The sequence below is a fragment of the Massilia haematophila genome (assembly GCF_042647645.1).
GTDB lineage: Bacteria > Pseudomonadota > Gammaproteobacteria > Burkholderiales > Burkholderiaceae_D > Telluria > Telluria haematophila.
Map to the genome: position 1 here is coordinate 4345529 of NZ_JBHRVV010000001.1, position 23560 is coordinate 4369088.

Here is a 23560-nt window from a genome sequence, read left to right on the forward strand (position 1 = left end):
TCGAAAAGGGATGGAACCGCATTATAAGAGTTGACAGGTTTTTCGTCGGATGCAGAGTCACCCCCAAGGATGCGATAATACCCCTCTTCACGACGCCAAATATTGCCAGCCATGCCACAATTTGCCCCGCTCAAGAACGATACCTTCCTGCGCGCCCTGCTGCGCCAGCCGACCGAGTACACGCCCGTCTGGCTGATGCGCCAGGCGGGACGCTACCTGCCGGAATACCGCGCCACCCGCGCGCGCGCCGGTTCGTTCCTGGGGCTGGCGAAAAACCCGGACTACGCCACCGAAGTCACGCTGCAGCCGATCGACCGCTATCCGCTGGACGCGTCGATCCTGTTCTCCGACATCCTGACCGTGCCCGACGCGATGGGCCTGGGCCTGTATTTCGCCGACGGCGAAGGCCCGAAGTTCGAGCGTCCGCTGCAGAGCGAAGCCGACGTGCTGGCGCTGCGCGTGCCGGACATGGATTCGCTCGACTACGTGTTCAAGGCCGTTACCCAGATCCGCACCGCGCTGGACGGCCGCGTGCCGCTGATCGGCTTCTCGGGCAGCCCGTGGACGCTGGCCTGCTACATGGTCGAAGGCCAGGGTTCGCGTGAATTCCACACCATCAAGAAGATGCTGTACGCACGCCCCGACCTGATGCACCGCATCCTGGAGATCAACGCCACGGCGGTCGCCCAGTACCTGAACGCCCAGATCGACGCCGGCGCCCAGGCCGTCATGATCTTCGACTCCTGGGGCGGCGCGCTGGCCGATGGCGCCTACCAGGAATTCTCGCTGAAGTACATGGAGACGGTGGTCAGCCAGCTGCAGCGCGAGAAGGACGGCGTGCGCATTCCGGCGATCGTGTTCACCAAGGGCGGCGGCATCTGGCTCGACGAGATGGCGAACATCGGCGCCGACGCGCTGGGCCTGGACTGGACCGTCAACCTGGGCCGCGCCCGCGCCATGGTCGGCGACCGCGTCGCCCTGCAGGGCAACCTGGACCCGGCCATCCTGTTCGCTTCGCCGGAGCAGATCCGCGCCGAAGTCGAGCGTTCGCTCACCGCCTATGGCGTGCCGAGCGCCGGTTCGGGTCACGTGTTCAACCTCGGCCACGGCATTTCACAGTTCACGCCGCCGGAATCGGTGAGCGCCATGGTGGAAGCTGTCCACAGCTTCAGCCGCAAGCAGCGCGCCGGCTGACGCCGTCTTTTCTGACGCGCTGCGGTGCACGATCGTGCGCCGCAGCGTGTTTCTCCCTTGTCGAAGGCGCTCAGGCAGCGCTGGCGTCCACAGGGCAGCGCAGCAAAATCACACTTGTTCACATGTTTCAAAAATGCAAGCCGTCTACCTGTGGACAATTGGATGAGTGAACAAAGATCGCAAGCTATTGAATGCAAACGATTTTTCTGCGTTTACTTCTTGGGATTGCAATTCCGAAAACTAGTTTTCCCAGAAAAATCGCCGTTTTTCAGGGCCTTGTTCACAAAGTTATCAACAGCACGAACAACTCAGCAATAAAAATGCTCGTGTTTACCGATACTTAGGAAAAGCTTCGCAGATAATTGTTTAAATATTCATTACTCGGGCGCATGCAAAACCAGTAAATCGCGGGTTATACACAATCATTGCAGATAGGGAAGCAAGTTGCTGTGGACTACTTTGACCTCTGTAAGTAATTGATTTTTAGAGTGTAATTTTTCTTGTATTTCCGCTAGTCTATGCATGGTTTGACTTAACGTAAACTTCTCCACTGGTCAAGCAGTTCATTCTCCACAAAGTTTTCCACAGCCTTTCACAGCCAGACGACGTGCCCTACTGCATCCTACAAATCGCCCTCGATACGCCGCTCAACAGCGTGTTCGACTACGGCTGGCCGTACGAGGACGACGCCGCGCCGCAGGTCGGCCAACTGGCGTTGGTGAGCTTCGGGCGGCGCGAGGCGATGGGGATCATTGTCGCGATCAAGGACGAGACCGACGTCCCGCCGGACAAGCTCAAACATGCGCTGGAGGTACGTACCCAGCTGGCGCCGCTGTCGCCGGCATGGCTGGCGTTGGCTGGTTTCGCGGCCGACTACTACCAGCGTCCGCTGGGCGAAGTCGCCTTGCCCGGCTTGCCGAAGAACCTGCGCGTGCCCAAGACGGTCGCGCTCGACCGCGCACTGAAAAAGCTGGCCAAGCTGCACGTGGCGAACGACGCCACGCCGTCCGGCATGCCGCCCCTGAACCCGGCCCAGCGCGAGGCGGCCGACGCCATCGGCGGTGCGCGCGGCTTTACGCCATTGCTGCTGTACGGCGTCACCGGCAGCGGCAAGACCGAGGTCTACCTGCAAGCCTGCGCCCAGGTGCTGGCGCGCGATCCCCAGGCCCAGATCCTGATCCTGGTCCCCGAGATCAACCTGACGCCGCAGCTGGAAGCGAACATCCGCGCGCGCTTCCCGGGCCTGATGCTGGCCACCCTGCACAGCAGCCTGTCGGAAGGCGAGCGCATGCTGCACTGGCTGTCCGCGCATGCGGGACAGGCCCGTATCGTCCTGGGCACGCGCCTGGCGATCCTGGCCTCGCTGCCGCACCTGAAACTGATCGTCATCGACGAGGAGCACGACCCCTCCTACAAGCAGCAGGAAGGCCTGCGCTATTCGGCGCGCGACCTGGCCGTGTGGCGCGCCTGGCAGCTGGCGATCCCGATCGTGCTCGGCTCGGCCACGCCCTCGCTGGAGAGCTGGCACCATGCCCAGACCGGCCGTTACCGCAAGCTGGAGCTGCGCGAGCGCGCCGTGCGCGACGCCGTGCTGCCGACCGTGCGCCTGCTCGACATGGAGCGCGACAAGCCGAAAGAGGGCCTGACCTCCGGCCTGCTGGCCGCGCTGCGCACGCGGCTCGAGCGCGGCGAACAGTCGCTGCTGTTCCTGAACCGGCGCGGCTATGCGCCGGTGATCACCTGCGAATCCTGCGGCTGGATCAGCAACTGCACCCGCTGCACTTCCTTCATGGTGCTGCACAAGCCCGAACACCGGCTGCGCTGCCACCACTGCAGCCTGGAGCTGCGCATCCCCCGTCACTGCCCGACCTGCGGCAACATCGACCTGCAGCCTTTGGGACGCGGCACCCAGCGCTTCGAGGAAGGGCTGGCGGCGATGTTCCCGCAGGCGCGCATCCTGCGCATCGACGCCGACTCGACCCGCAAGAAGGGCAGTGCCCAGGAGGCCTTCGACACCGTGCACCGGGGAGAAGTCGACATCCTGATCGGCACGCAGATGGTCGCCAAGGGCCACGATTTCAAAAAGCTGACCCTGGTCGGCATCCTGAACCCGGACACGGCCCTGTTTTCGCAGGACTACCGCGCCAGCGAGCGCCTGTTCGCCCAGCTGATGCAGGTGGCGGGCCGCGCCGGCCGCGCCGGCCTTGCCTCCGAGGTGCTGATCCAGACCCGCTATGCCCAGCATCCGCTGTACTCGGCGGTGGTGCGCCACGACTACGACCGCTACGCCGGCAGCCTGCTGGAAGAGCGGCGCCAGGCCGCGCTGCCGCCCTACATGTACCAGGCCCTGCTGCGCGCCGAGGCGCCGGAACTGGCCAACGCCATCGCCTTCCTGGAAGAGGCACGGGACATCCTGCCGACCGATGCCGTCACGCTGAACGACCCGATCCCGATGACCATGACCCGGGTCCACAACGTCGACCGCGCCCAGCTGCTGGTCGAGTCGAGCTCGCGTCCCGCCCTGCAGGCCTTCCTGAAGGAGTGGATGGGTCTGCTGCGCGCGATGAAGACGCGGGTGCGCTGGTCGCTCGAGGTCGATCCGCTCGACATCTGAGCCCGAAACAGCGTATCGTCATGGCGGCACAGCAAACGAGGGACAAGATGAACAAACTCAATGTGGACGTCGCCATCATCGGCACCGGCACGGCCGGCATGTCGGCCTATCGCGCCGCGCATGCCGAAGGCGCACGCACGGTCGCCATCGAAAGCGGACCTTACGGCACCACCTGCGCGCGGGTCGGCTGCATGCCCAGCAAACTCCTGATCGCCGCCGCCGACGCGGCCCACATGCTGGACCTGGCGCCCGGTTTCGGCGTGCATCCCGGCGACAAGCGCATCGACGGGCGCGCGGTGATGGAGCGCGTGCGCCGCGAGCGCGACCGCTTCGTCGGCTTCGTGCTCGAGAGCGTCGAACATTTTCCGGCCCAGGACAAGATCCAGGGACGCGCACGCTTCACCGGGCCGCACACGCTGCGCGTGGACGAGCATACCGAGATCGAGGCGAAGGCGATCGTCATCGCCACCGGCTCCACGCCCGTGATGCTGCCGCAATTGAAGGACGTCGGCCCGAACGTCGTCACCAGCGACGACGTGTTTTACTGGGACGATCTGCCGCGCTCGGTGGCGGTGATCGGCACCGGCGTCATCGGCCTCGAACTGGGCCAGGCCTTGAGCCGCCTGGGCGTGCGCACGACCCTGTTCGCGCGCGGCGGCAGCGTCGCCCACCTGAGCGACCCTGAGGTGCTGCACGCGGCCACGCGCACGCTGTCCCAGGAACTCGACCTGCGCTTCCAGACCGAGGTCGTGCGCGCAGAACAGCAGGGCGACGAGGTGCTGCTCACCACGCGCGACGCGCTCGGCAAGGAGACGGCCGAGCGTTTCCAGTACGTCCTGGTCGCCACCGGCCGTGCGCCGAACGTGCATGGCATGGGACTGGAGGAAACCGGGATCGAACTGCAGGCGAACGGCATCCCGGCGTTTGACAGCCGCACCATGCAGTGCGGGAACAGCCACATCTTCATCGCCGGCGACGCCAACAACGAGCTGCCGCTGCTGGCCGAGGCGGCCGACCACGGCAAGATCGCCGGCGAGAACGCGGGCCGCTTCCCCGACGTGCGTCCGGGCCTGCGCCGCACCCCGCTGGGGATCGCCTTCACCGAGCCGAACATTGCTACGCTGGGCAAGAGCTACAAGGCGCTGTGCGAGGGCGGACGGCCGAAGTTCGCCATCGGCAAGGTCTCGTTCGAGAACCAGGGCCGCAGCCGGGTCATGTTGCAGAACAAGGGCATGCTGCGCGTGTATGCGGAGTACGGCACCTGCCGCTTCCTGGGCGCCGAGATGATCGCCCCGCGCGGCGAGAACATCGCCCACCTGCTGGCCTGGGCCGTGCAGGCCCGCCTGACCGTGCCGCAGATGCTCGACATGCCCTTCTATCACCCCGTGATCGAGGAGGGCGTGCGCACCGCGCTGCGCGACCTGGCGGCTAACCTGGCGAAAGGGGCGAATCACACGGACCCCGCTGATTCAGAACCGGGAACCTGACCGTAGGGTGGGCACCCCGTGCCCACGCGTTACGTGCGTGACCGGAGTCCGCTGCCGCAACTTGTCGCTCCGCGGCTCCAACTCCGGTCACGTACGCGGCTATTCCCACTCAATCCGTGCCGCATGCGCCGTGCCGCCCCAATCCGCCGGATATACACCTTCCCGCACATACCGATGAAACGTCGAAAACGGCCACGTTGCCGCGCTGTTGGCATGCCGATGTTTCACCGGATTGAAATGGATGTAATCCACGTGCCGCTCGAAATCCCATTCGTCACGAATCATGTGTTCATGAAATCGGCGCTGCCAGACGATGGAATCACGGTGCTTGATGCGTGAAGTACTCGGCCGCCAGCCATCGTCGAGCTCATGCGCACATGAACGCGATACCAGACGTTTGATGAGCGCCCAGCGCGTCGAGTAATCGGTATCACCAGAAGGCAGCGTCCAGATGCAATGCAGGTGGTCCGGCATCAGGACCCAGGCATCGATCTCGAAGGGCCGCCGTTGACGTACCTCGATCAGGGCCGAGCGCAGGGCATTGCGGATGGGTGAGTAGCAGAGGATGGGCCGGCGCCGGAACGAGACCAACGTGAAGAAGTAGGTATGACCGTTGTAGGCGCGGCGGTAGCGGGACATAGTGCCGCGGATTGTAGGGCAGGCATGTGGCGGTCCAGGTGGCGTCGCGTGTGATCAATGACACACGTCAACGGAACGTCGTCGCATCAGTTCGGTCCCAGCAGTCGGTATGCGGCGTTACGCGTGGGCACAGAGTGCCCACCGTACGGGATGCAGCGCGATTACCCAGAGGTGCAGTGTAATCGTCTTGCAAATTAATTCAGATAGCTTGCGTCGAGCTTGCCCTGCGCCGCCAGCTGGCGCAGGATGCGGATCGTGTCGAGGTCCGCTTCCTGGTAGGCCGATTTCTTGAACTCGTCGTACATCTTGTTCGCCGCGTCGACGTGGTCGCCGGTGCCGTCGTCGTAGCAGAAACGCACGAAAAGACGGGCCTCGTCCGGGGCCTCGATGGTCATGGTGAGAGTGGACGCCTGGATCTCGCCCTGGGCCGGCACCTCGTAGCGTACCTGCTGCAGCGGCGTGAGCACGACGGTGTCTTCGATGACCAGGTCGCCGTAGCGCAGGCGGCGCGTGAAGGTGCCGCTGTTGCGCTCGCCGATGGCGCACTCGTCCAGGTGCGGCACGAACATTTTCGGCGACTCGGCGCGGATGACCAGGCCGCGCCACAGCTGTTCGCGGGTGATCGTGTCGATCAGCGGGTTGAGCGGGTCGTTAATTTCAATCAGGTGTTCGAATTTCATCGTTTCTCGTGCTCGTCGTCGGGTGGCGCAGTGCGCCAAAGGGGCGATGGTAACCGATCGTGCGTCCAACACAACCTCCATGGCTGCGTTGCATCGTCTCGCCGTACAAGCGTACTGTCATCGACGCTGCGCCTTGCCCTGGAGGCTTTGTTAAACGCTCTTGATTACCGCTCAATTGGATAGCAGGATCGCGTTCTGTCTGCGTTGCAAGAAAGCGATCCCGATCAGGATGGCAAAGGAAATGGCCAGCAACACCAGGGCATATGCGTGCGCCGCGCCATAATTCAACTTCTGCGCTTCATCGTAGAGCGCGATCGAGGCCACCCGGGTCTCTCCTGGGATATTCCCGCCGAGCATGAGCACGACGCCGAACTCGCCCATCGTGTGGGCAAAGCTGAGCGACACGCCGGTCAGGATGCCGTGCTTCGACAGCGGCAGCACGATCGACCAGAACACTTGCCGTTTGGTCAGGCCCAGGGCCAGCGCCGACTGCACCATCTCGCGCCCGACGCCGCGGAAGGCCGCCTGGAAGGGCTGCACCGCGAAGGGCAGGCTGTAGACGACCGAGCCGGCGACCAGCCCGGCGAAGGAAAACGGCAGCGAATGGCCGAACACCGACAGCCAGGCCGCGCCCAGCGGTTGCTGCGGCGCCATCAGCATCAGCAAATAAAAGCCGATCACGGTCGGCGGCAGCACGATCGGCAGGCTGACCAGGGTCTCGATGAAGATGACGCCGCGCCGCCTGCTGTTGTTGAGCCAGTTGGCGAGCGGAATGCCGATGACCAGCAGCACCGCCGAGGTGACGAAGGCCAGGCGCAGGGTCAGGCCGATCGCGTCCCACAGCTCGGGCGGGAACTGCCAATCCGTCATTCGGCGGCGCCCGCCGGCAGGCTGAAACCGTTGCGTGCAAGGATGGCGCGCGCTTCAGGCGAGCCGAGGAAACGCAGGAAGCCGGCCGCATGCGGGTTGTTCGCGCCGGCGCGGGTGACGATGGCGCCTTGCTCGATCGGCGCCAGCCCGTCCTGGGCAATGAGGGCATAACGGCCGACGCCTTTCAGCCTGGTCGAGTGCAGGGTGGCAAACGAGATGATGCCGGCCTGGGCGTTGCCGGTCTGGACGAATTGCGCGGTCTGGGCGATGTTTTCGCCGACCACGATTTTTGACTGCGCCGCCTGCCACAGGCCGTCGCGCTCGAGCGCTGCCCTGGCCGCCTTGCCATAGGGCGCGGTGACCGGATTGGCGATCGCGAAACGGCGCACGCGCTTGTCGTTCAGCAGGGCGGCCAAACCCTTGTTCGGGTCGAGCTGCGGGTCGAGCGTCCACAGGGCGATGCGCCCGACCGCATAGGGGGCAAGGGTGGCGCCGTCAGCCACGCCGAGCCTGGCCAGCTGGCGCGGATAGTCCATGTCGGCCGACAGGAAGACCTCGAACGGCGCGCCGTTGCGAATTTGTGCAAAAAAGTTGCCAGATGCACCAAGCGAGACTTTCAGCTCGGCGTCGGGTGCGGTTTTCCGGTACGCGGCTGCGAGTTCATCGATACAATAGCCGAGATCGCTGGCGGCGGCGACCAGCAGCGGGCGCGCCAGCGCCGGCACGGCAAGTATGCTTGCCAGCAACAGTACGAAGATTTTTTTCATGCCCAACATTGTAGCGCGCGGCCATCCCGGCTTCGCTACAATGCTCGGCTGTCCTCAAGAATATTTCCCATGTCTAATGCACCAAAGTTCGGCCTGAACGGGCCGCAAAGCGAAGCCGTGCTCTACCTCGACGGCCCCAGCCTGGTGCTGGCGGGCGCCGGCTCGGGCAAGACGCGGGTGATCACCCAGAAGATCGCGTACATGATCGAAGACCGCGGCTACGATCCGCGCACGATCGCGGCGCTGACCTTCACTAACAAGGCCGCGCTCGAGATGCAGGAGCGCATCGGCAAGCTGCTGAAACAGCCGAAGCAGGCCAAGCAGATCACGGTCTCGACCTTTCACTCGCTGGGCGTGAAAATCCTGCGCCAGGAAGCGGCCGGCGTCGGCCTGAAAGACAAGTTCTCGATCATGGACAGCGACGATTGCTACACCATCGTCTCCAGCCTGGCCGTCACGACCGATAAACAGGAAGTGCGGCGCATCCAGAACATGATCTCGCTGTGGAAGAACGGCCTGGTCGATCCCGACGACGCCATCAACAACGCCAAGGACGAGGACGAGGCCCAGGCCGGCCGCATCTACCGCAGCTATGTCGCCACGTTGCAGGCCTACCAGGCGGTCGACTTCGACGACCTGATCCGCCTGCCGGTGGAGCTGTTCCGCAACAACGAGCCGATCCGCGACCGCTGGCAGCGCCGCCTGCGCTACCTGTTGATGGACGAGTACCAGGACACGAATACCTGCCAGTACGAGCTGGTCAAATTGCTGGTGACGGGACTCGGCAAGAAGCCGATGTTCACGGCGGTGGGCGACGACGACCAGGCGATCTACGCCTGGCGCGGCGCCTCGGTCGAAAACCTGAAAACCCTGCAGACCGACTTCCCGGACCTGCGCGTGATCAAGCTCGAGCAGAACTACCGCTCGACCACGCGCATCCTGCAGGCGGCGAATGCCGTCATCGGCAACAACCCGAAACTGTTCGAGAAGTCGCTGTGGTCCGAACATGGCCTGGGCGAACCGATCAAGGTCTTGGGGATGCAGAGCGACGAGCAGGAAGCCGACCAGGTCGCAATCATGATCTCGGCCGACCATTTTCAACGCAAGAACAAGTGGACCGATTACGCGATCCTGTACCGCGGCAACCACCAGGCGCGCATCATCGAACAGGCGCTGCGCAAGGAGCGCATCCCGTACACGATGTCGGGCGGGCAGAGCTTTTTTGACAAAGCCGAGATCAAGGACATCATCGCCTACCTGCGCCTGATCGCGAACCAGGACGACGACCCGGCCTTCATCCGTGCGGTGACGACCCCGAAACGCGGCGTCGGCATGGCCACGCTCGAGGTGCTCGGCGAATTCTCCAAGCAGTGGAACTGCTCGCTGTTCGAGGCCGCCGGCAAGGGCGGCATCGAAGCGAAATTGCAGGACCGCCAGTTGCATCCGCTGCGCGACTTCTGCCGCTTCATCGACGAGCTGGAAAGCCGCGCCACGCGCCCCGGCCCGTCCGGCAGCGGCGAGAATGCGGCCGAGGTGCTGGACGACATGATGAAGGAGATGAATTACGAGCACTACCTGTACGAGAACTTCGACGACCGCGCGGCGCAGGCCAAGTGGCAGAATGTCATGGAGTTCCTCAACTGGCTGAAGGAACGCGGCAACGGCGGACGCGACGGCACCGGCGAAGAAAAGAACCTGCTGGAGCTGACGCAGATGGTGGCCTTGATGTCGATGCTGGAAGGCCAGGACGAAGAGCAGGACGCGGTGCGCATGTCGACCCTGCACGCTTCGAAAGGCCTGGAATATCCGCACGTGTTCCTGGTCGGCGTCGAGGAGGGCATCCTGCCGCACAAGGGCGACCCCGACGACCTGATCGAGAAGATCGCGGCGCGCATCCAGGAAGAGCGGCGCCTGATGTACGTCGGCATCACGCGCGCCCAGCGCACGCTGCAGGTCACCTGGTGCAAGAAGAGGAAGCGCGCCGGCGAGCTGGTGCACTGCGACCCGTCGCGCTTCATCAAGGAGATGGCGCTGGACGAGGGCGACGCACCGCCCAAGGAAAGCGAAGTGCTCAGCCCGAAGGAGCGCCTGGCGAATTTGAAGGCGCTGCTGAATACGCCGAAGCCGGACGCCGCCAAGCTGATGTCATAATGCCCGTTTAAACCAGGGAAGCACCGTGGACCACGAAGACCGTTTTGTCGACATCGAAATCAAGCTCGCGCAGCAGGAAGACCTGGTCGATTCCCTGAACGGGATCGTCTACCAGCAGGCGCGCAGGATCGATCAACTGGAGGCCATGGTCACCAAGCTGGCCGAGCACGTGCGCACGCTGCAGGAAGCCGGGCAGAGCCCGATCAACGAGCGGCCGCCGCATTATTGAACGGTACGGTTTTACCTGTGCTGGGTGCCTGATTGTCTGGGAATCGGCGGCGCTGGCGGAGGCGTAGGGTGGGTTCTTGAACCCACGCTGTACAGCGACTGCGCACACGCCGCGTTTGCGGTGGCTGCTGATTTTGATCATCGGGTGAAACCGCGTGGGTTCAAGAACCCACCCTACGAACCCGGTCTTCGCCAATCCACCCACCCAGCCGCTTGCCCAGGCACAGCAGCGTCAAGGTCGGCGGCAAGCCCCACGGCTCGGGAATGACGGACGCGTCGCAGACGAACAATCCAGGCGTCGGCGTTTGCAGATCGGCATCCACTCCCTCCCCGATGCGCACGCTCCCACCCGGATGCGCCGCAAAATGCCAGGACTGGAAAATGTGATGCGCCCCTGCCTGGCGCAGGATCGCCCTGGCCATGTCCACGCCATGCCGCAGCTTCTGGCGATCGTTTTCCGTGAGCCGCTTGTCGGCCCAGCGCGGCGTCACCTTGCCGCCGATCTCGTCGCGGATCTTGACCATCATCGACAAGGTGCGCCTGTGCGCGAACAGGCGGTCGACACGCCCGACCTGGGCCGCGAAAGCCGCGTACATCGGCTGCGGCAAGGTCAAATCCGCCAGCGCGACGCCTTCCTCATGCAGGCTCAGGCCGCCCGCCATCGGCACCTCGGCGCCGCCGTCGATGTCGTCCACGCTGCCCATCACGGCGATCACCGGATCGCTGAAGAAGGGAGCATGGCGCGGCCCCAGGCCTGAGGCGTGCAGCAGGCGCGGACTGCCCAGGCCGCCGGCGGCGAGCACCACGATCGGCGCCTTGATCGTCCGCGTTTCGCCGCCGACCTGCACGGCGACGCCTGAGGCGCGGCCATCTTCCACCAGCACGCGCAGCACGCGGGCACGCTCGGCCAGCCGGGCGCCATGGCGGCATGCCTCGTCCAGGAAATCGCGCGCCGTCCACTTGGCGCCAAATGGGCAACCGTAGACGCAGCGCCAGCAGCCGCTGCGGCAAGCCGCGGGCCGGATCATCTTGTCGAGCTTGCGCCAGTCGAGCGCCAGGGCGTGCGCGGCGGCCATCATGCGCGCGGCCATCGGGCCGATCAGCGTATCGGGCAGGGGCGCCATCGGCAGTTCCGCACGCAGTGCAGCCAGGGCCGGCGCCAGGTCGATGCCGTGGCGTTCGAACATGCCTGGGGGCGGCGGCGCGGCGGTGGCGAAGTTGATCGCCGAGCTGCCGCCCGCCGTGATGCCGGCCACCAGCAGCGAAGCGTCGCGATGTACGTAGGCGCCCTTGCCCGGAACGGCGGCCATCGCCGCCATCTGCGTTACCGTGCCCATTAAAGGCTCGGCGCCGCCCTGTTCCAGCACCAGCACGCGCAGGCCGGACCGGGCCAGTTCCCGCGCGGTGCTGGCCCCGCCGGGGCCGCTGCCGACGACGATGGCGTCATAGGAAGGTAAAAGGGGAGGCATGGACGGAAGCGCTGTCGGGAGACGCCGATGCTACCACGGCCCCCACGCTTTCTCGCCACCTGGGAGCGCGGCATCGCGCTACCGTGCGTCAACTTGTATATACATGTTTGTATGCTTTTGTTTCACTATGACGATAGGGCAATAAAGCCTGCTATGATCTGGCGCGCAGCTGTCGGCGGCGATCCCGCGGGCAGTCCCTTCGAGTTCGTGAGAGAGACCATGAAACGTCCACAAATGCTCATCATCGCGGCCAGCCTGGCGTTCGCCGGCACGGCCTTTGCTGCCCCTGCCGGCTCCGGCGCCACGCTGGATGCCTCCAATCCCTTCGCCAAGCCGAGCGCGCTGCCGTTCAACTACCCGGCCTTCGACAAGATCAAGGACGAGCACTTCCTGCCGGCCTACGCCGCCGGCATGCGCGAACAGCTGCGCGAAGTGGCGAGCATCGCCGACAACAAGGCGGCGCCGACGTTCGATAACACCATCGTCGCGCTGGAGCGCTCGGGCCAGATGCTGTCGCGCGTGGCCGCCGTGTTCTCGAACCTGCAGACCGCCAACACCAACGACCGCCTGGACGCGATCGACCGCGAAATGTCGCCCAAGCTGGCGGCGCACAGCGACGCCATCCACCTGAACCCGAAACTGTTCAAGCGCGTCGAGACCCTGTACAACAAGCGCAGCAGCCTGGGCCTGGACGCCGAGGCGGCCTTCCTGCTCGAGCGCTACTACAAGGAATTCGTGCGCGCCGGCGCCAAGCTCTCAAGCGCGGACAAGGAAAAACTGAAGGCCTACAATGGCCAGATCGCCTCCCTGCAGTCCGAGTTCTCGCAGCGCGTGCTGAAGGAGGCGAACGCCTCGGCCCTGATCGTCAACACCCGCGAGGAATTGGCCGGCCTGTCCGACGCCGAGATCGCCGCCGCCGCCGCCGAGGCGAAGAAGCGCGGCATGGACGGCAAGTACGCCATCGCCATCGTCAACACCACCATCCAGCCGCCGCTGGCGAGCCTGACCAACCGGTCGGTGCGCGAGCGCCTGCAGGCCGCCTCGATGAACCGCGGCAGCCGCGGCGGCGAATTCGATTCGCGCGACCTGGTGCTGAAGCTGGTCAAGCTGCGCGCCGAGCGCGCCACCTTGCTGGGCTACCCGAACTACGCCGCCTACTCGCAGGAACTGGAAACCGCGAAGAACCCGGCCGCCGTCAACAAGCTGCTGGCCGAACTGGCCAAGCCGGCCGTCGACAACGCGAAAAAGGAAGCGGGCGAGATCCAGAAGATCATCGATGCGGAAAAAGGGGGCTTCAAGGTCGCCGCCCACGACTGGGCCTATTACACGGATAAAGTGCGCGCCGCCCAGTACAATTTCGACGAGAACCAGCTGCGCCCGTATTTCGAGATGAACAACGTCCTGGTCAACGGCGTGTTCTTCGCCGCGACCAAGGAATACGGCATCACCTTCAAGGAGCGCAAGGACCTGCCGGTCTACGATCCGGACGTGCGCACCTTCGATGTCATCGACGCCAACGGCAAGCCGCTCGCGATCTTCATCTTCGACCCCTACGCGCGCGCCAACAAGCAGGGCGGGGCCTGGATGAACGAGTACGTCTCGCAGTCCCACCTGCTGGGCAAGCACCCGGTCGTGGGCAACCACCTGAACATCCCGAAGCCGCCCGCTGGCGAGCCGACCCTGATGACCTATGACGAGGTGCGCACGGCCTTCCACGAGTTCGGCCATGCGCTGCACGGCATGTTCTCGGACGTGAAGTACCCGCACTTCTCGGGCACCAACGTGCCGCGCGACTTCGTCGAGTATCCGTCGCAGGTCAACGAGATGTGGGCGATCTGGCCGGAAGTCCTGGCCAACTACGCCAAGCACTACAAGACCGGCGCGCCGATGCCGAAGGAATTGCTGGACAAGGTGGTCGCCTCGAAAAAATTCAACCAGGGCTTCATGACGACCGAGTACCTGGCCGCTTCGCTGCTCGACCAGAAATGGCACCAGCTGACCCCGGCCCAGGTCCCGACCGACGTCCTCGCTTTCGAGGCGAAGGCCCTGAAGGACGCCGGCGTCGACTTCGCGCCGGTGCCGCCGCGCTACCGCACGACCTATTTCTCGCACTCGATGAACGGCGGCTACTCGGCCGGCTATTACGCCTACCTGTGGAGCGAAAAGCTCGACGCCGACACCGTGCAGTGGTTCACCGAGAACGGCGGCCTGTCGCGCAAGAACGGCGACCACTTCCGCAAGACCCTGCTGTCGCGCGGCGGCACCGCCGAGGCGATGGACCTGTTCCGCAACTTCCGCGGCCGCGACCCGATCATCGAGCCCCTGCTCGAACGCCGCGGCCTGACGGCGCAGTAGTTTCAAACGCAAGCTTCGTGTGCATGCCGGCCGGGAGACAGGCCGGGCATGCACACGTCACCTCATTCACCACCACCATAAACAGAGACACATGAATCGTCCACGCATGCTCCTGATCGCCGCCAGCGTCGCCGTGGCCAACCTGGCCTGGGCCGCACCGAGCGCCTCGCTCGACGCCGCCAACCCGTTCGCCAAGCCGAGCACCCTGCAATATGGCTACCCGGCCTTCGACAAGATCAAGAACGAACACTTCGCGCCGGCGTTCGCCGAAGGCATGCGCCAGCACGCCGCCGAAGTCGAAGCGATCGCCAACAACAAGGCCGCGCCTACTTTTGAGAACACCATCGTCGCGATGGAGCGCTCGGGCCAGCTGCTGACCCGCGTGCAGGCCGTGTTCCAGACCCTGATCGGCTCCTACACCAACGACCAGCTGCAGGCGCTGGACAAGGAGCTGGCGCCGAAGCTGGCCGCGCACGCCGACTCGATCCGCCTGAACCCGAAACTGTACGCCCGCATCAAGGCCCTGTACGACAAGCGCAACAGCCTCAAGCTCGACGCCGAATCGGCCTACCTGGTCGAGCGCTACCACAAGGACTTCGTGCGCGCCGGCGCCCAGCTGTCGGAAGCGGACAAAGCCAAGCTGAAGGCCATGAACAGCCAGCTGGCCGCCCTGCAGACCCAGTTCAGCCAGAACGTGCTGAAGGAAGTGAACGCCTCGGCGTTCGTGGTCGACACCCGCGAGGAACTGGCCGGCCTGCCGGAGAAGGCGATCGCCGCCGCCGCGCTTGAGGCGAAGAAGCGCGGCCTGGAAGGCAAGTTCGTGTTCCCGGTCGTGAACACCACCCAGCAGCCGCTGATGTCGACCCTGAGCAATCGCGGCACCCGCGAAAAACTGTTGAGCCTGTCGATGGCGCGCGGTGCGCGCGGCGGCGAGTTCGACAACCGCGAGGTCGTGCTGAAGCTGGCCAAGCTGCGCGCCGAACGCGCCGAGCTGCTCGGCTTTGAGAGCCACGCCGCCTATTCGCTGGCGGACCAGACCGCCAAGACCACCGGCGCCGTCAACAAGCTGCTGTCCGACCTGACCGTGCCGGCCGTGCGCAACGCCGGCAAGGAAGCGGCCGAGATCCAGCAAGTAATCGATGCCGAGAAGGGGGGCTTCAAGGTCGCCGCCTCCGACTGGAACTACTACAGCGACAAGGTGCGCGCCGCCAAGTACGCCTTCGATGCCAACGAACTGAAGCCCTACTTCGAGTTCAACAACGTCCTGAACGGCGCCTTCTTCGCTGCCAACCAGCTGTGGGGCATCACCTTCAAGGAGCGCAAGGACCTGCCGGTCTACGATCCGGACGTGCGCGTGTACGACATCTTCGAAGAAAACGGCACCCACCTGGCGATTTTTGTGGTCGACCCGTATGCGCGCGCCAACAAGCGCGGCGGCGCCTGGATGAGCGCCCTGGTCACCCAGAGCAAGCTGCTGGGTAACAAGCCGGTCATCACCAACAACCTGAACCTGGTCAAGCCGGCCGCCGGCGAGCCGACCCTCCTGACCTGGGACGAAGTGCGCACCACCTTCCACGAATTCGGCCACGGCACCCATGGCTGGTTCTCGAACGTGAAATACCCGCGCTTCTCGGGCACCAGCGTGCCGCGTGACTACGTCGAGCTGCCGTCGCAGGTCTACGAGATGTGGATGGCCTGGCCGGAAGTGCTGGCCAACTACGCCAAGCACTACCAGACCGGCGCGCCGATGCCGAAGGAACTGCTCGACAAGCTGCGCGCGTCGCAGCGCTTCAACGAAGGCTACCGCACCACCGAATACCTGGCGGCCGCGGTGCTGGACCAGAAATGGCACCAGCTGGGCTCGAAGGCGATTCCGTCGGACGTGAAGAGCTTCGAAGCGCAGGCGTTGAAGGAAGCCGGCCTTGACTTCGGCCCGGTCCCGCCGCGCTACAGCACGACCTACTTCTCGCACGCCTTTGCGGGCGGCTACTCGGCCGGCTACTACAGCTACCTGTGGGCCGAGCGCCTCGATGCCGACGCCGGCGAGTGGTTCAAGGAAAACGGCGGCCTGTTGCGCAAGAACGGCGAGCGCTTCCGCCAGATGGTGCTGTCGAAGGGCGGCACCATGGATGCGGTCGAGATGTACCGGTCCTTCCGTGGGCGCGATCCGGAAATCGGACCGCTGCTGGAGCGTCGTGGTTTGACGGCTGAGTGATCTGGGGTGGCGGTGGAGCTAACGCTGTTCTGTTTGCACCGCCAACAATGATCGTCGTTTCGCGTGGGCACGGAGTGCCCACCCTACGGGGGGCTTCGGTGACCGCCCGGGTTATTCAAGAAGAAAGTGTTTATGAATCGTCCTCAAATGTTGTTGATCGCTGCCAGCGTCGCCGTCGCGAACCTGGCCTATGCCCAACCGGCGTCGCTGCTGGAAGCGTCGAACCCGTTCGCCAAGCCGAGCACCCTGCAGTTCCAGTACCCGCCGTTCGACAAGATCAAGAACGAGCACTTCGCGCCCGCGTTTGCCGAAGGCATGCGCCAGGAAGCGGCGGAGATCGAAGCGATCGCCAACAACAAGGCGGCGCCGACCTTTGACAACACCATCGTCGCGATGGAGCGTTCGGGCCGCCTGCTCGACCGTGTCGGCGCGGCCTTCGGCACCCTGCAAGGCTCGTACACGAACGACACCCTGCAGGCGCTGGCCAAGGAACTGGCGCCGAAGCAGGCTGCCCACAACGATGCGATCCGCCTGAACCCGAAGCTGTACGCGCGCATCAAGGCGCTGTACGACAAGCGCGACAAGCTGAACCTGGACGCCGAGTCAAAATACCTGCTCGAGCGCTACCACACCGACTTCGTGCGCGCCGGCGCCCAGCTCTCCAGCGCCGACAAGGACAAGCTGAAGGCGATGAACGGCCAGCTGGCCGCGCTGTCGACCCAGTTCGCCCAGAACGTGCTGAAGGAAGCCAACGCCTCGGCGCTGGTGGTCGACACCCGTGCCGAACTGGCCGGCATGTCGGACAAGCAGATCGACGCCGCCGCCGCGGAAGGTAAAAAACGTGGCCTGGACGGCAAGTTCGTGATCCCGGTCGTGAACACCACCCAGCAAGCCGGCCTGTCGGTGCTGACCAACCGCGCCACCCGCGAAAAACTGCTGGCCGCATCGTTGGCGCGCGGCTCGCGCGGCGGCGAGTTCGACAACAAGAACATCGTGCTGCAGATCGCCAAGCTGCGCGCCGAACGCGCCGTGCTGCTGGGCTACCCGAACTACGCCGCCTACAACCTGGAAGACCAGACCGCGAAGACCACCGGCGCCGTCAACAAGCTGCTGGCCGAATTCGCCAAGCCGGCCGTGAACAACGCCCGGAAGGAAGCGGCCGAGATCCAGAAGGCGATCGACGCCGAGAAAGGCGGCTTCCAGGCCGCCGCCCACGACTGGGCCTTCTACAGCGACAAGGTACGCCAGCAGCGCTACGCCTTCGACGCCGGCCAGCTGCGTCCGTACTTCGAGCTGAACCGCGTGCTGCAGGACGGCGTGTTCTTCGCCGCCAACAAGGAATTCGGCCTCACCTTCAAGGAACGCAAGGACCTGCCGACCTATGTCGAGGACGTGCGCACCTTCGACGTGTTCGACGCCGACGGCAAGCAGCTGGCGATCTTCACCTTCGACCCGTACGCGCGCTCGAACAAGCGCGGCGGCGCCTGGGCCAATGCCCTGGTCGGCCAAAGCAAGCTGCTGGGCACCAAGCCCGTCATCGCCAACAACCTGAACATCGCCAAGCCGGCCGCGGGCGAGCCGACCCTGCTCACCTACGACGAAGTGCGCACCACCTTCCACGAGTTCGGCCATGCGCTGCACAGCATGTTCTCGGAAGTGAAATACCCGCGCCTGGCGCGCGTGCCGCGCGACTACGTCGAGTTCCCGTCGCAGGTCAACGAGATGTGGATGGCCTGGCCGGAAGTGCTGGCCAACTACGCCAAGCACTACCAGACCGGCGAGCCGATGCCGAAGGAACTGCTGGATAAAGTGCAGGCGTCCGCCCAGTTCAACGAAGGCTTCCGCACCACCGAGTACCTGGCCGCGTCGCTGCTGGACCAGGCCTGGCACCAGCTGGCGCCGAACCAGATCCCGACCGACGTGCTGGCCTTCGAGGCTGAGGCGCTGAAGAAGGCGGGCGTGGACTTCGCGCTGGTGCCGCCGCGCTACCGCACCACCTACTTCTCGCACACCTTCTCGGGCGGCTATTCGGCCGGCTACTACGGTTACCTGTGGGCCGAGAAGCTCGATGCCGACACCGTGAACTGGTTCAAGGAAAACGGCGGCCTGACCCGCAAGAACGGCGACCACTTCCGCAAGACCCTGCTCTCGCGCGGCGGCACGCTCGACGCGATGCAGATGTACCGCAACTTCAGCGGCCGCGATGCGCAGGTGCAGCCGCTGCTGGAGCGCCGTGGTTTGACGGGCGAGTAAGCTGTCGGCCGCTGTGCGGTTGATCTGATGTTGTACCGCGTGGGCACAAGTGCCCACCCTACGAAAGGCGGCAAGCGTAGGGTGGGCTCTTGAGCCCACGCGTTCTTTCGTGTCCATGCACACCTTAATCCGGTGTATAAATCACCCGTTTCCCACTACGAAAAACGCTCCAAGCGATGAGTGCTCAACCCCTGCACGGTATTACCTTAGAATCACTGTTAACCCGCCTGGTCGAGCACTATGGCTGGGACGGACTCGGCCGCCGGATCGACATCAACTGTTTTCAGAAAGATCCGAGCATCAAGTCGAGCCTGAAGTTCCTGCGCCGCACGCCCTGGGCGCGCGAGCAGGTCGAGAAGCTGTATCTCGAGACCCGCTTCCCCAACTAGAGCGAGAAAGACATGCTGAACGAGAACGAATCGAACGAATCGAACCTGAAGGCGCACCTGAAGACGCTGCACCGCAGCCTGTCCGAGACCGATCAGGTCGACGAGGAACTGCAGATGCTGCTGCGCCAGCTCGACGGCGACATCAAGCAGGTGCTCGAGCGCCGCGCCGACCAGGACCTCGACGCCAACACCTATGGCCTGGGTTCGCGCACCCAGGAACTGAGCGCCCGCTTCACCGCGCGCCACCCGAACATGGCGACTACGCTGCGTGAACTCGGCAACATCCTGTCGAGCATGGGCATCTGAAGGGTCGCTGCTCTACCACAAGTCATTGATATTCAAGCTATTTTTACGGCCGGGGAGCAGCCGGAAAAATGGTTTTCCGGTACAATGCCGGCCAATGAACTCCCCAACCAATCTCTTCGCGAGCGTGCCCAAGCGCTCCAGCCGCGCACCCGCCGCGCCTTTCCTCCCGATGACCCGCGCCGAAATGGACGCATTGGGCTGGGATTCGTGCGACATCATCCTCGTCACCGGCGACGCCTACATCGACCATCCGAGCTTCGGCATGGCGCTGGTTGGCCGCCTGCTCGAGGCGCAGGGCTACAAGGTCGGCATCATCAGCCAGCCGGACTGGACTTCCGTGGATCCCTTCCGCGCCCTCGGCAAGCCGAATTTGTACTGGGGCATTACCGCCGGCAACATGGACTCGATGGTCAACCGCTACACGGCGGACCGCAAGATCCGTTCGGACGACGCCTACACGCCGAACGCCGAGCCGAACAAGCGGCCGGACCGCGCGGTGACGGTGTACGCCCAGCGCGTGCGCGAAGCCTATCCCGGCGTGCCGGTCATCGTCGGCTCGATCGAGGCCTCGCTGCGCCGCATCGCGCACTACGATTACTGGTCGGATAAAGTGCGCCGCTCGGTGCTGTTCGAATCGAAGGCCGATCTGCTGATCTTCGGTAATGCCGAACGCGCCCTGGTGGACGTGACGCGCCGCATCGCGGCCGGGGAGAACATCAAGAACATCCGCGACCTGCGCGGCACGGCTTTCCTGGTGCCGCAAGGCTGGCTGCCGGACGAAGAGTGGAGCGTGCACAATTCCACCCGCGTGGACGTGCCGGGCCGCATCGACAAGCAGCCGAATCCCTACGCGATGGCGCTGGAAGATCCAAAAGCTTGCGCGCTGGACAATGCCGCGCCGGAGCCGGAAGTGAAACCGGTCGTCATCATGACGCGCGAAGAGCGCCAGGCCGCCAAGCGCGAGCAGGCAAGAAAAACCGTGGTGCGCCTGCCGAGTTTCGAAACCGTCAGCGAAGACCCGGTGATGTACGCCCACGCTTCGCGCGTGTTCCACCTCGAATCGAATCCGGGCAATGCCCGCGCCCTGGTGCAGGCGCACGGCGACCGCGACGTCTGGCTCAATCCGCCGCCGCTGCCGCTGGCCATGGACGAGATGGACAACGTCTACGACCTGCCGTATGCGCGTGCGCCGCACCCGAGCTACGGCAAGGCCCACATCCCGGCCTGGGAGATGATCCGGTATTCGGTCAACATCATGCGCGGCTGCTTTGGCGGCTGCACTTTCTGCTCGATCACCGAGCACGAAGGCCGCATCATCCAGAGCCGCTCGGAGCCGTCGATCCTGCGCGAGATCGAACTGATCCGCGACACGACCAAGAATTTTGCCGGCACGATTACCGACCTCGGCGGACCCACGGCCAACATGTACCGCCTGGCCTGTAAAGATAAAACAATCGAGGAATCCTGCCGCCGCCTGTCCTGCGTGTACCCGACCATCTGCAGCAACCTGGGCACCGACCACAGCAAGCTGATCTCGCTGTACCGCAAGGCGCGCGCCATTCCCGGCATCAAGAAGATCCTGATCGGCTCGGGCCTGCGCTACGATCTGGCCGTGCGTTCGCCGGAATACGTGAAGGAACTGGTCACCCACCACGTGGGCGGTCTCCTGAAAATCGCGCCGGAGCACACCGAGCAGGGCACGCTGTCGAAGATGATGAAGCCGGGCATCGGCGCCTACGACGAATTCAAGCGCCTGTTCGACAAGTATTCGCTGGAAGCGGGCAAGAAGCAGTACCTGATCCCGTATTTCATCGCCGCCCATCCGGGCAGCACGGATGAGGACATGCTGAACCTGGCCCTGTGGCTGAAGAAAAATAACTTCAAGCTCGACCAGGTGCAGACCTTCACGCCGACCCCGATGGCGATGGCGACGACCATGTACCACAGCCGCAAGAATCCGCTGCACAAGGTGACGGAAGACTCGGAAACCGTGGAGACCGCGCGCAGCGGCAAGATGCGCAAGGCCCATAAAGCCTTCCTGCGCTACCACCACCCGGAGAACTGGCCGATCCTGCGCGAAGCGCTGACCAAGATGGGTCGTGGCGACCTGATCGGCAACGGCGAGCGCCACCTGGTGCCGGCCTGGCATCCGTCGGAAGAGGGGGGATCAGGCGCGGTGCGCGAGACCGGCGCACGCCAGCAGCCCCCGCGCCAGACCGGTGCACGCCCGACCACGGCGCCGCAGGGCGAGCGCAAGCGCGGCACCGGCATGCCGCAGCCGCACCAGATCGCGGCAAATACGCGGCGCCAGCCGGAACGTGCCCAGGCCGGCGGCCGTGGCGCGCCCGCTGTGCTGGAGAAGAACCGGCCTTCGATCCTGTCGACCATCAAGTCCAAGCCGAAAGCCGGACGCTAATAAGCGTTCTGGAAAAGGTCCGGGCCAGCCACGCCGCCATGCGTGTGCTGGCCTTTTTCATGGCCGTTGCCTGTCGACGACATGCACATATCTTGCCGCCCCAAGCGTCGGGGGCATCGTCTAAATCTTTCAATCGTGCGTACAGGATGCGGGAAAATAGGTAATATAGTTCCTTTAGGAAACAGTTGTTGTGCATTTGATAGCGCCGCATCGAAAGCGAGCGGTGGCGGCAACGACGCTCCTGCAAGGAATGCGCAGTGATCGACACCCAAACTTTCATGCTGGTGCTTGGCATCGGCAACATCTCGTTTGCCCTGCTGATGGTCGCCTACATCCGCGACACCGCGCCCAGCCCCGGCCCGCGCATCTGGACCTGGGCGCGCGTGGTCGCGGGCGCCACCCAGCTGCTGGCCTTTGCCCGTCCACAGCTGGGCGTGCCGGCCCTGCTGCTGTTGGAGCCGATGGGCTGGATCGTCAGCCTCGCCCTCGAGGTGGCGGCCTATTGCACCTTCTTTGAATTCCGCAACTGGCAGCGCATCGTTTATCCGCTGGCCGGGCTGGCGCTGCTGCTGGCCTGTACCGCGCCACTGATGGGCGCGGGGTATGGCGAACTGATCGGGCTGATCGCCTGTGTGTTCGCGCTGTGCGCGATTGCAACCGCCTGCGTGCTGCTGCATCCCAAGCTGAAGAACCCGTCGCTGCTGCAGCGTATCATCGGCGTCAACGATGCCGTATTCGGCCTGGCGATCGCGGCCTGGGCGGTGGGCGCCTTCGTGCATGACGAGCTGAACCTCGCCAGCGCCGACGCCAGCCAGCTGGCGGCCTACGTGTCGGGCTATATGCTGATGATCGTGAACGGCTTCGGCTTCCTGCTGATATGCAAGCAGCGCAACGACGCCACCATGAAGCGGCTGGCCAGCACCGACGACCTGACCGGCTTGCTGAACCGGCGCGAATTTTTCGCCCGCGCCGACGCGGCGCGCATGCTGGCGCTGCGCCAGCGCCAGCCGATCGCGCTCCTGATGCTCGACATCGACCACTTCAAGCAGCTCAACGACCGTTTCGGCCACGCCACCGGCGACGAGGCGCTGCTGCTGTTCGCCCGCACCACGGGCGGCATCCTGCGCGAGCACGACATCCTGGGACGCATGGGCGGCGAGGAATTCGCGCTGGCGCTGCCGGGCACCGACCTGGCCGGCGCCAGGCAGGCCGCCGAACGCCTGCGCCAGGCGACGATGGGGATCCGCCTGCTCACCTGCGGCAACAACTACACGATGACGGTCAGCATCGGCCTGGTCGTGATCGAGCCCAACGAGGACCTGCCGGCGGCGCTGGCGCGCGCCGACCGCGGGCTGTATGCGGCCAAGCGCAATGGACGGAACCGGATCGAAGAGGGTGGGGCGGTCAGGCACGCAGCTTGAATTGCCGCTGCCAGGCCTGTAGGGTGGGCAGCTTTGCTGCCCACGCGGGGATAGTTGGCGGTGAAGGCAGCGCATTCGATGCCACGGCCGATCACCATTCGTGCGC

The 23560-nt window shown here is 64.6% G+C and carries 17 protein-coding genes; 12 read left to right on the top strand and 5 right to left on the bottom strand.

The features are described from left to right. Window positions 1–111: 111 nt before the first annotated feature. The 3 genes from hemE (at window position 112) to ACFOPH_RS19295 (ending at window position 5295) form a co-directional block, all read left to right on the top strand. Complete coding sequence (hemE, locus tag ACFOPH_RS19285) at window positions 112–1194, top strand: uroporphyrinogen decarboxylase (protein WP_379736972.1); 1083 nt, start codon at window positions 112–114, stop codon at window positions 1192–1194. A 607-nt stretch (window positions 1195–1801) separates the two neighbouring features. Then, complete coding sequence (locus tag ACFOPH_RS19290) at window positions 1802–3808, top strand: primosomal protein N' (RefSeq protein ID WP_379736973.1); 2007 nt, start codon at window positions 1802–1804, stop codon at window positions 3806–3808. A gap of 47 nt (window positions 3809–3855) precedes the next feature. Next, on the top strand, window positions 3856–5295 hold the full coding sequence (locus tag ACFOPH_RS19295) for a dihydrolipoyl dehydrogenase (RefSeq protein ID WP_379736974.1): 1440 nt from the start codon (window positions 3856–3858) through the stop codon (window positions 5293–5295). A 99-nt stretch (window positions 5296–5394) separates the two neighbouring features. On the opposite strand, the gene ACFOPH_RS19300 is transcribed toward ACFOPH_RS19295, so the two are convergent. The 4 genes from ACFOPH_RS19300 to modA form a co-directional block, all read right to left on the bottom strand. After that, entirely contained in the window at window positions 5395–5934 is a 540-nt protein-coding gene (locus tag ACFOPH_RS19300; RefSeq protein ID WP_312547367.1) for an REP-associated tyrosine transposase, read from the bottom strand. 194 nt (window positions 5935–6128) lie between these two features. After that, window positions 6129–6614 (bottom strand): SRPBCC family protein, encoded by a 486-nt coding sequence (locus ACFOPH_RS19305; RefSeq protein WP_379736975.1) that lies wholly within the window; start codon window positions 6612–6614, stop codon window positions 6129–6131. Between the two features lie 171 nt (window positions 6615–6785). After that, window positions 6786–7484 (bottom strand): molybdate ABC transporter permease subunit, encoded by a 699-nt coding sequence (modB, locus tag ACFOPH_RS19310; protein ID WP_312547369.1) that lies wholly within the window; start codon window positions 7482–7484, stop codon window positions 6786–6788. Beyond that, window positions 7481–8251: a molybdate ABC transporter substrate-binding protein gene (modA, locus tag ACFOPH_RS19315; protein WP_312547370.1), complete on the bottom strand. Its 771-nt coding sequence runs from the start codon at window positions 8249–8251 to the stop codon at window positions 7481–7483. The genes modB and modA overlap by 4 nt, the downstream gene beginning before the upstream one ends. Window positions 8252–8320: 69 nt before the next feature. Here modA and ACFOPH_RS19320 point away from each other — a divergent pair, with 69 nt between their 5' ends. Then, window positions 8321–10402 carry a UvrD-helicase domain-containing protein gene (locus tag ACFOPH_RS19320; RefSeq protein WP_379736976.1) on the top strand — a complete coding sequence of 694 codons (2082 nt, stop codon included), beginning with the start codon at window positions 8321–8323 and terminating at the stop codon, window positions 10400–10402. Between the two features lie 25 nt (window positions 10403–10427). Beyond that, the gene (locus ACFOPH_RS19325; protein WP_312547372.1) at window positions 10428–10631 is read left to right on the top strand and encodes a SlyX family protein; all 204 of its coding nucleotides are present in this window, start codon (window positions 10428–10430) and stop codon (window positions 10629–10631) included. Window positions 10632–10791: 160 nt separating this feature from the next. Here ACFOPH_RS19325 and ACFOPH_RS19330 read toward each other — a convergent pair whose 3' ends face one another. Continuing rightward, window positions 10792–12099 carry a GMC family oxidoreductase N-terminal domain-containing protein gene (locus ACFOPH_RS19330; protein WP_379736977.1) on the bottom strand — a complete coding sequence of 436 codons (1308 nt, stop codon included), beginning with the start codon at window positions 12097–12099 and terminating at the stop codon, window positions 10792–10794. Window positions 12100–12318: 219 nt separating this feature from the next. Here ACFOPH_RS19330 and ACFOPH_RS19335 point away from each other — a divergent pair, with 219 nt between their 5' ends. The 7 genes from ACFOPH_RS19335 (at window position 12319) to ACFOPH_RS19365 (ending at window position 23454) form a co-directional block, all read left to right on the top strand. Continuing rightward, the gene (locus ACFOPH_RS19335; RefSeq protein WP_312547376.1) at window positions 12319–14454 is read left to right on the top strand and encodes a M3 family metallopeptidase; all 2136 of its coding nucleotides are present in this window, start codon (window positions 12319–12321) and stop codon (window positions 14452–14454) included. Window positions 14455–14545: 91 nt separating this feature from the next. Continuing rightward, window positions 14546–16669, top strand: coding sequence for a M3 family metallopeptidase (locus ACFOPH_RS19340; RefSeq protein ID WP_379736978.1), 2124 nt, complete (start codon window positions 14546–14548; stop codon window positions 16667–16669). 132 nt (window positions 16670–16801) lie between these two features. Continuing rightward, entirely contained in the window at window positions 16802–18922 is a 2121-nt protein-coding gene (locus ACFOPH_RS19345; protein WP_312547378.1) for a M3 family metallopeptidase, read from the top strand. A gap of 176 nt (window positions 18923–19098) precedes the next feature. Further along, complete coding sequence (locus ACFOPH_RS19350) at window positions 19099–19311, top strand: VF530 family protein (RefSeq protein ID WP_312547380.1); 213 nt, start codon at window positions 19099–19101, stop codon at window positions 19309–19311. 12 nt (window positions 19312–19323) lie between these two features. Beyond that, window positions 19324–19617 carry a DUF4404 family protein gene (locus tag ACFOPH_RS19355; protein ID WP_312547382.1) on the top strand — a complete coding sequence of 98 codons (294 nt, stop codon included), beginning with the start codon at window positions 19324–19326 and terminating at the stop codon, window positions 19615–19617. 169 nt (window positions 19618–19786) lie between these two features. Then, window positions 19787–22033, top strand: coding sequence for a YgiQ family radical SAM protein (locus tag ACFOPH_RS19360; protein ID WP_379737967.1), 2247 nt, complete (start codon window positions 19787–19789; stop codon window positions 22031–22033). A gap of 257 nt (window positions 22034–22290) precedes the next feature. Continuing rightward, complete coding sequence (locus ACFOPH_RS19365) at window positions 22291–23454, top strand: GGDEF domain-containing protein (RefSeq protein WP_379736979.1); 1164 nt, start codon at window positions 22291–22293, stop codon at window positions 23452–23454. Window positions 23455–23560 lie beyond the last annotated feature (106 nt).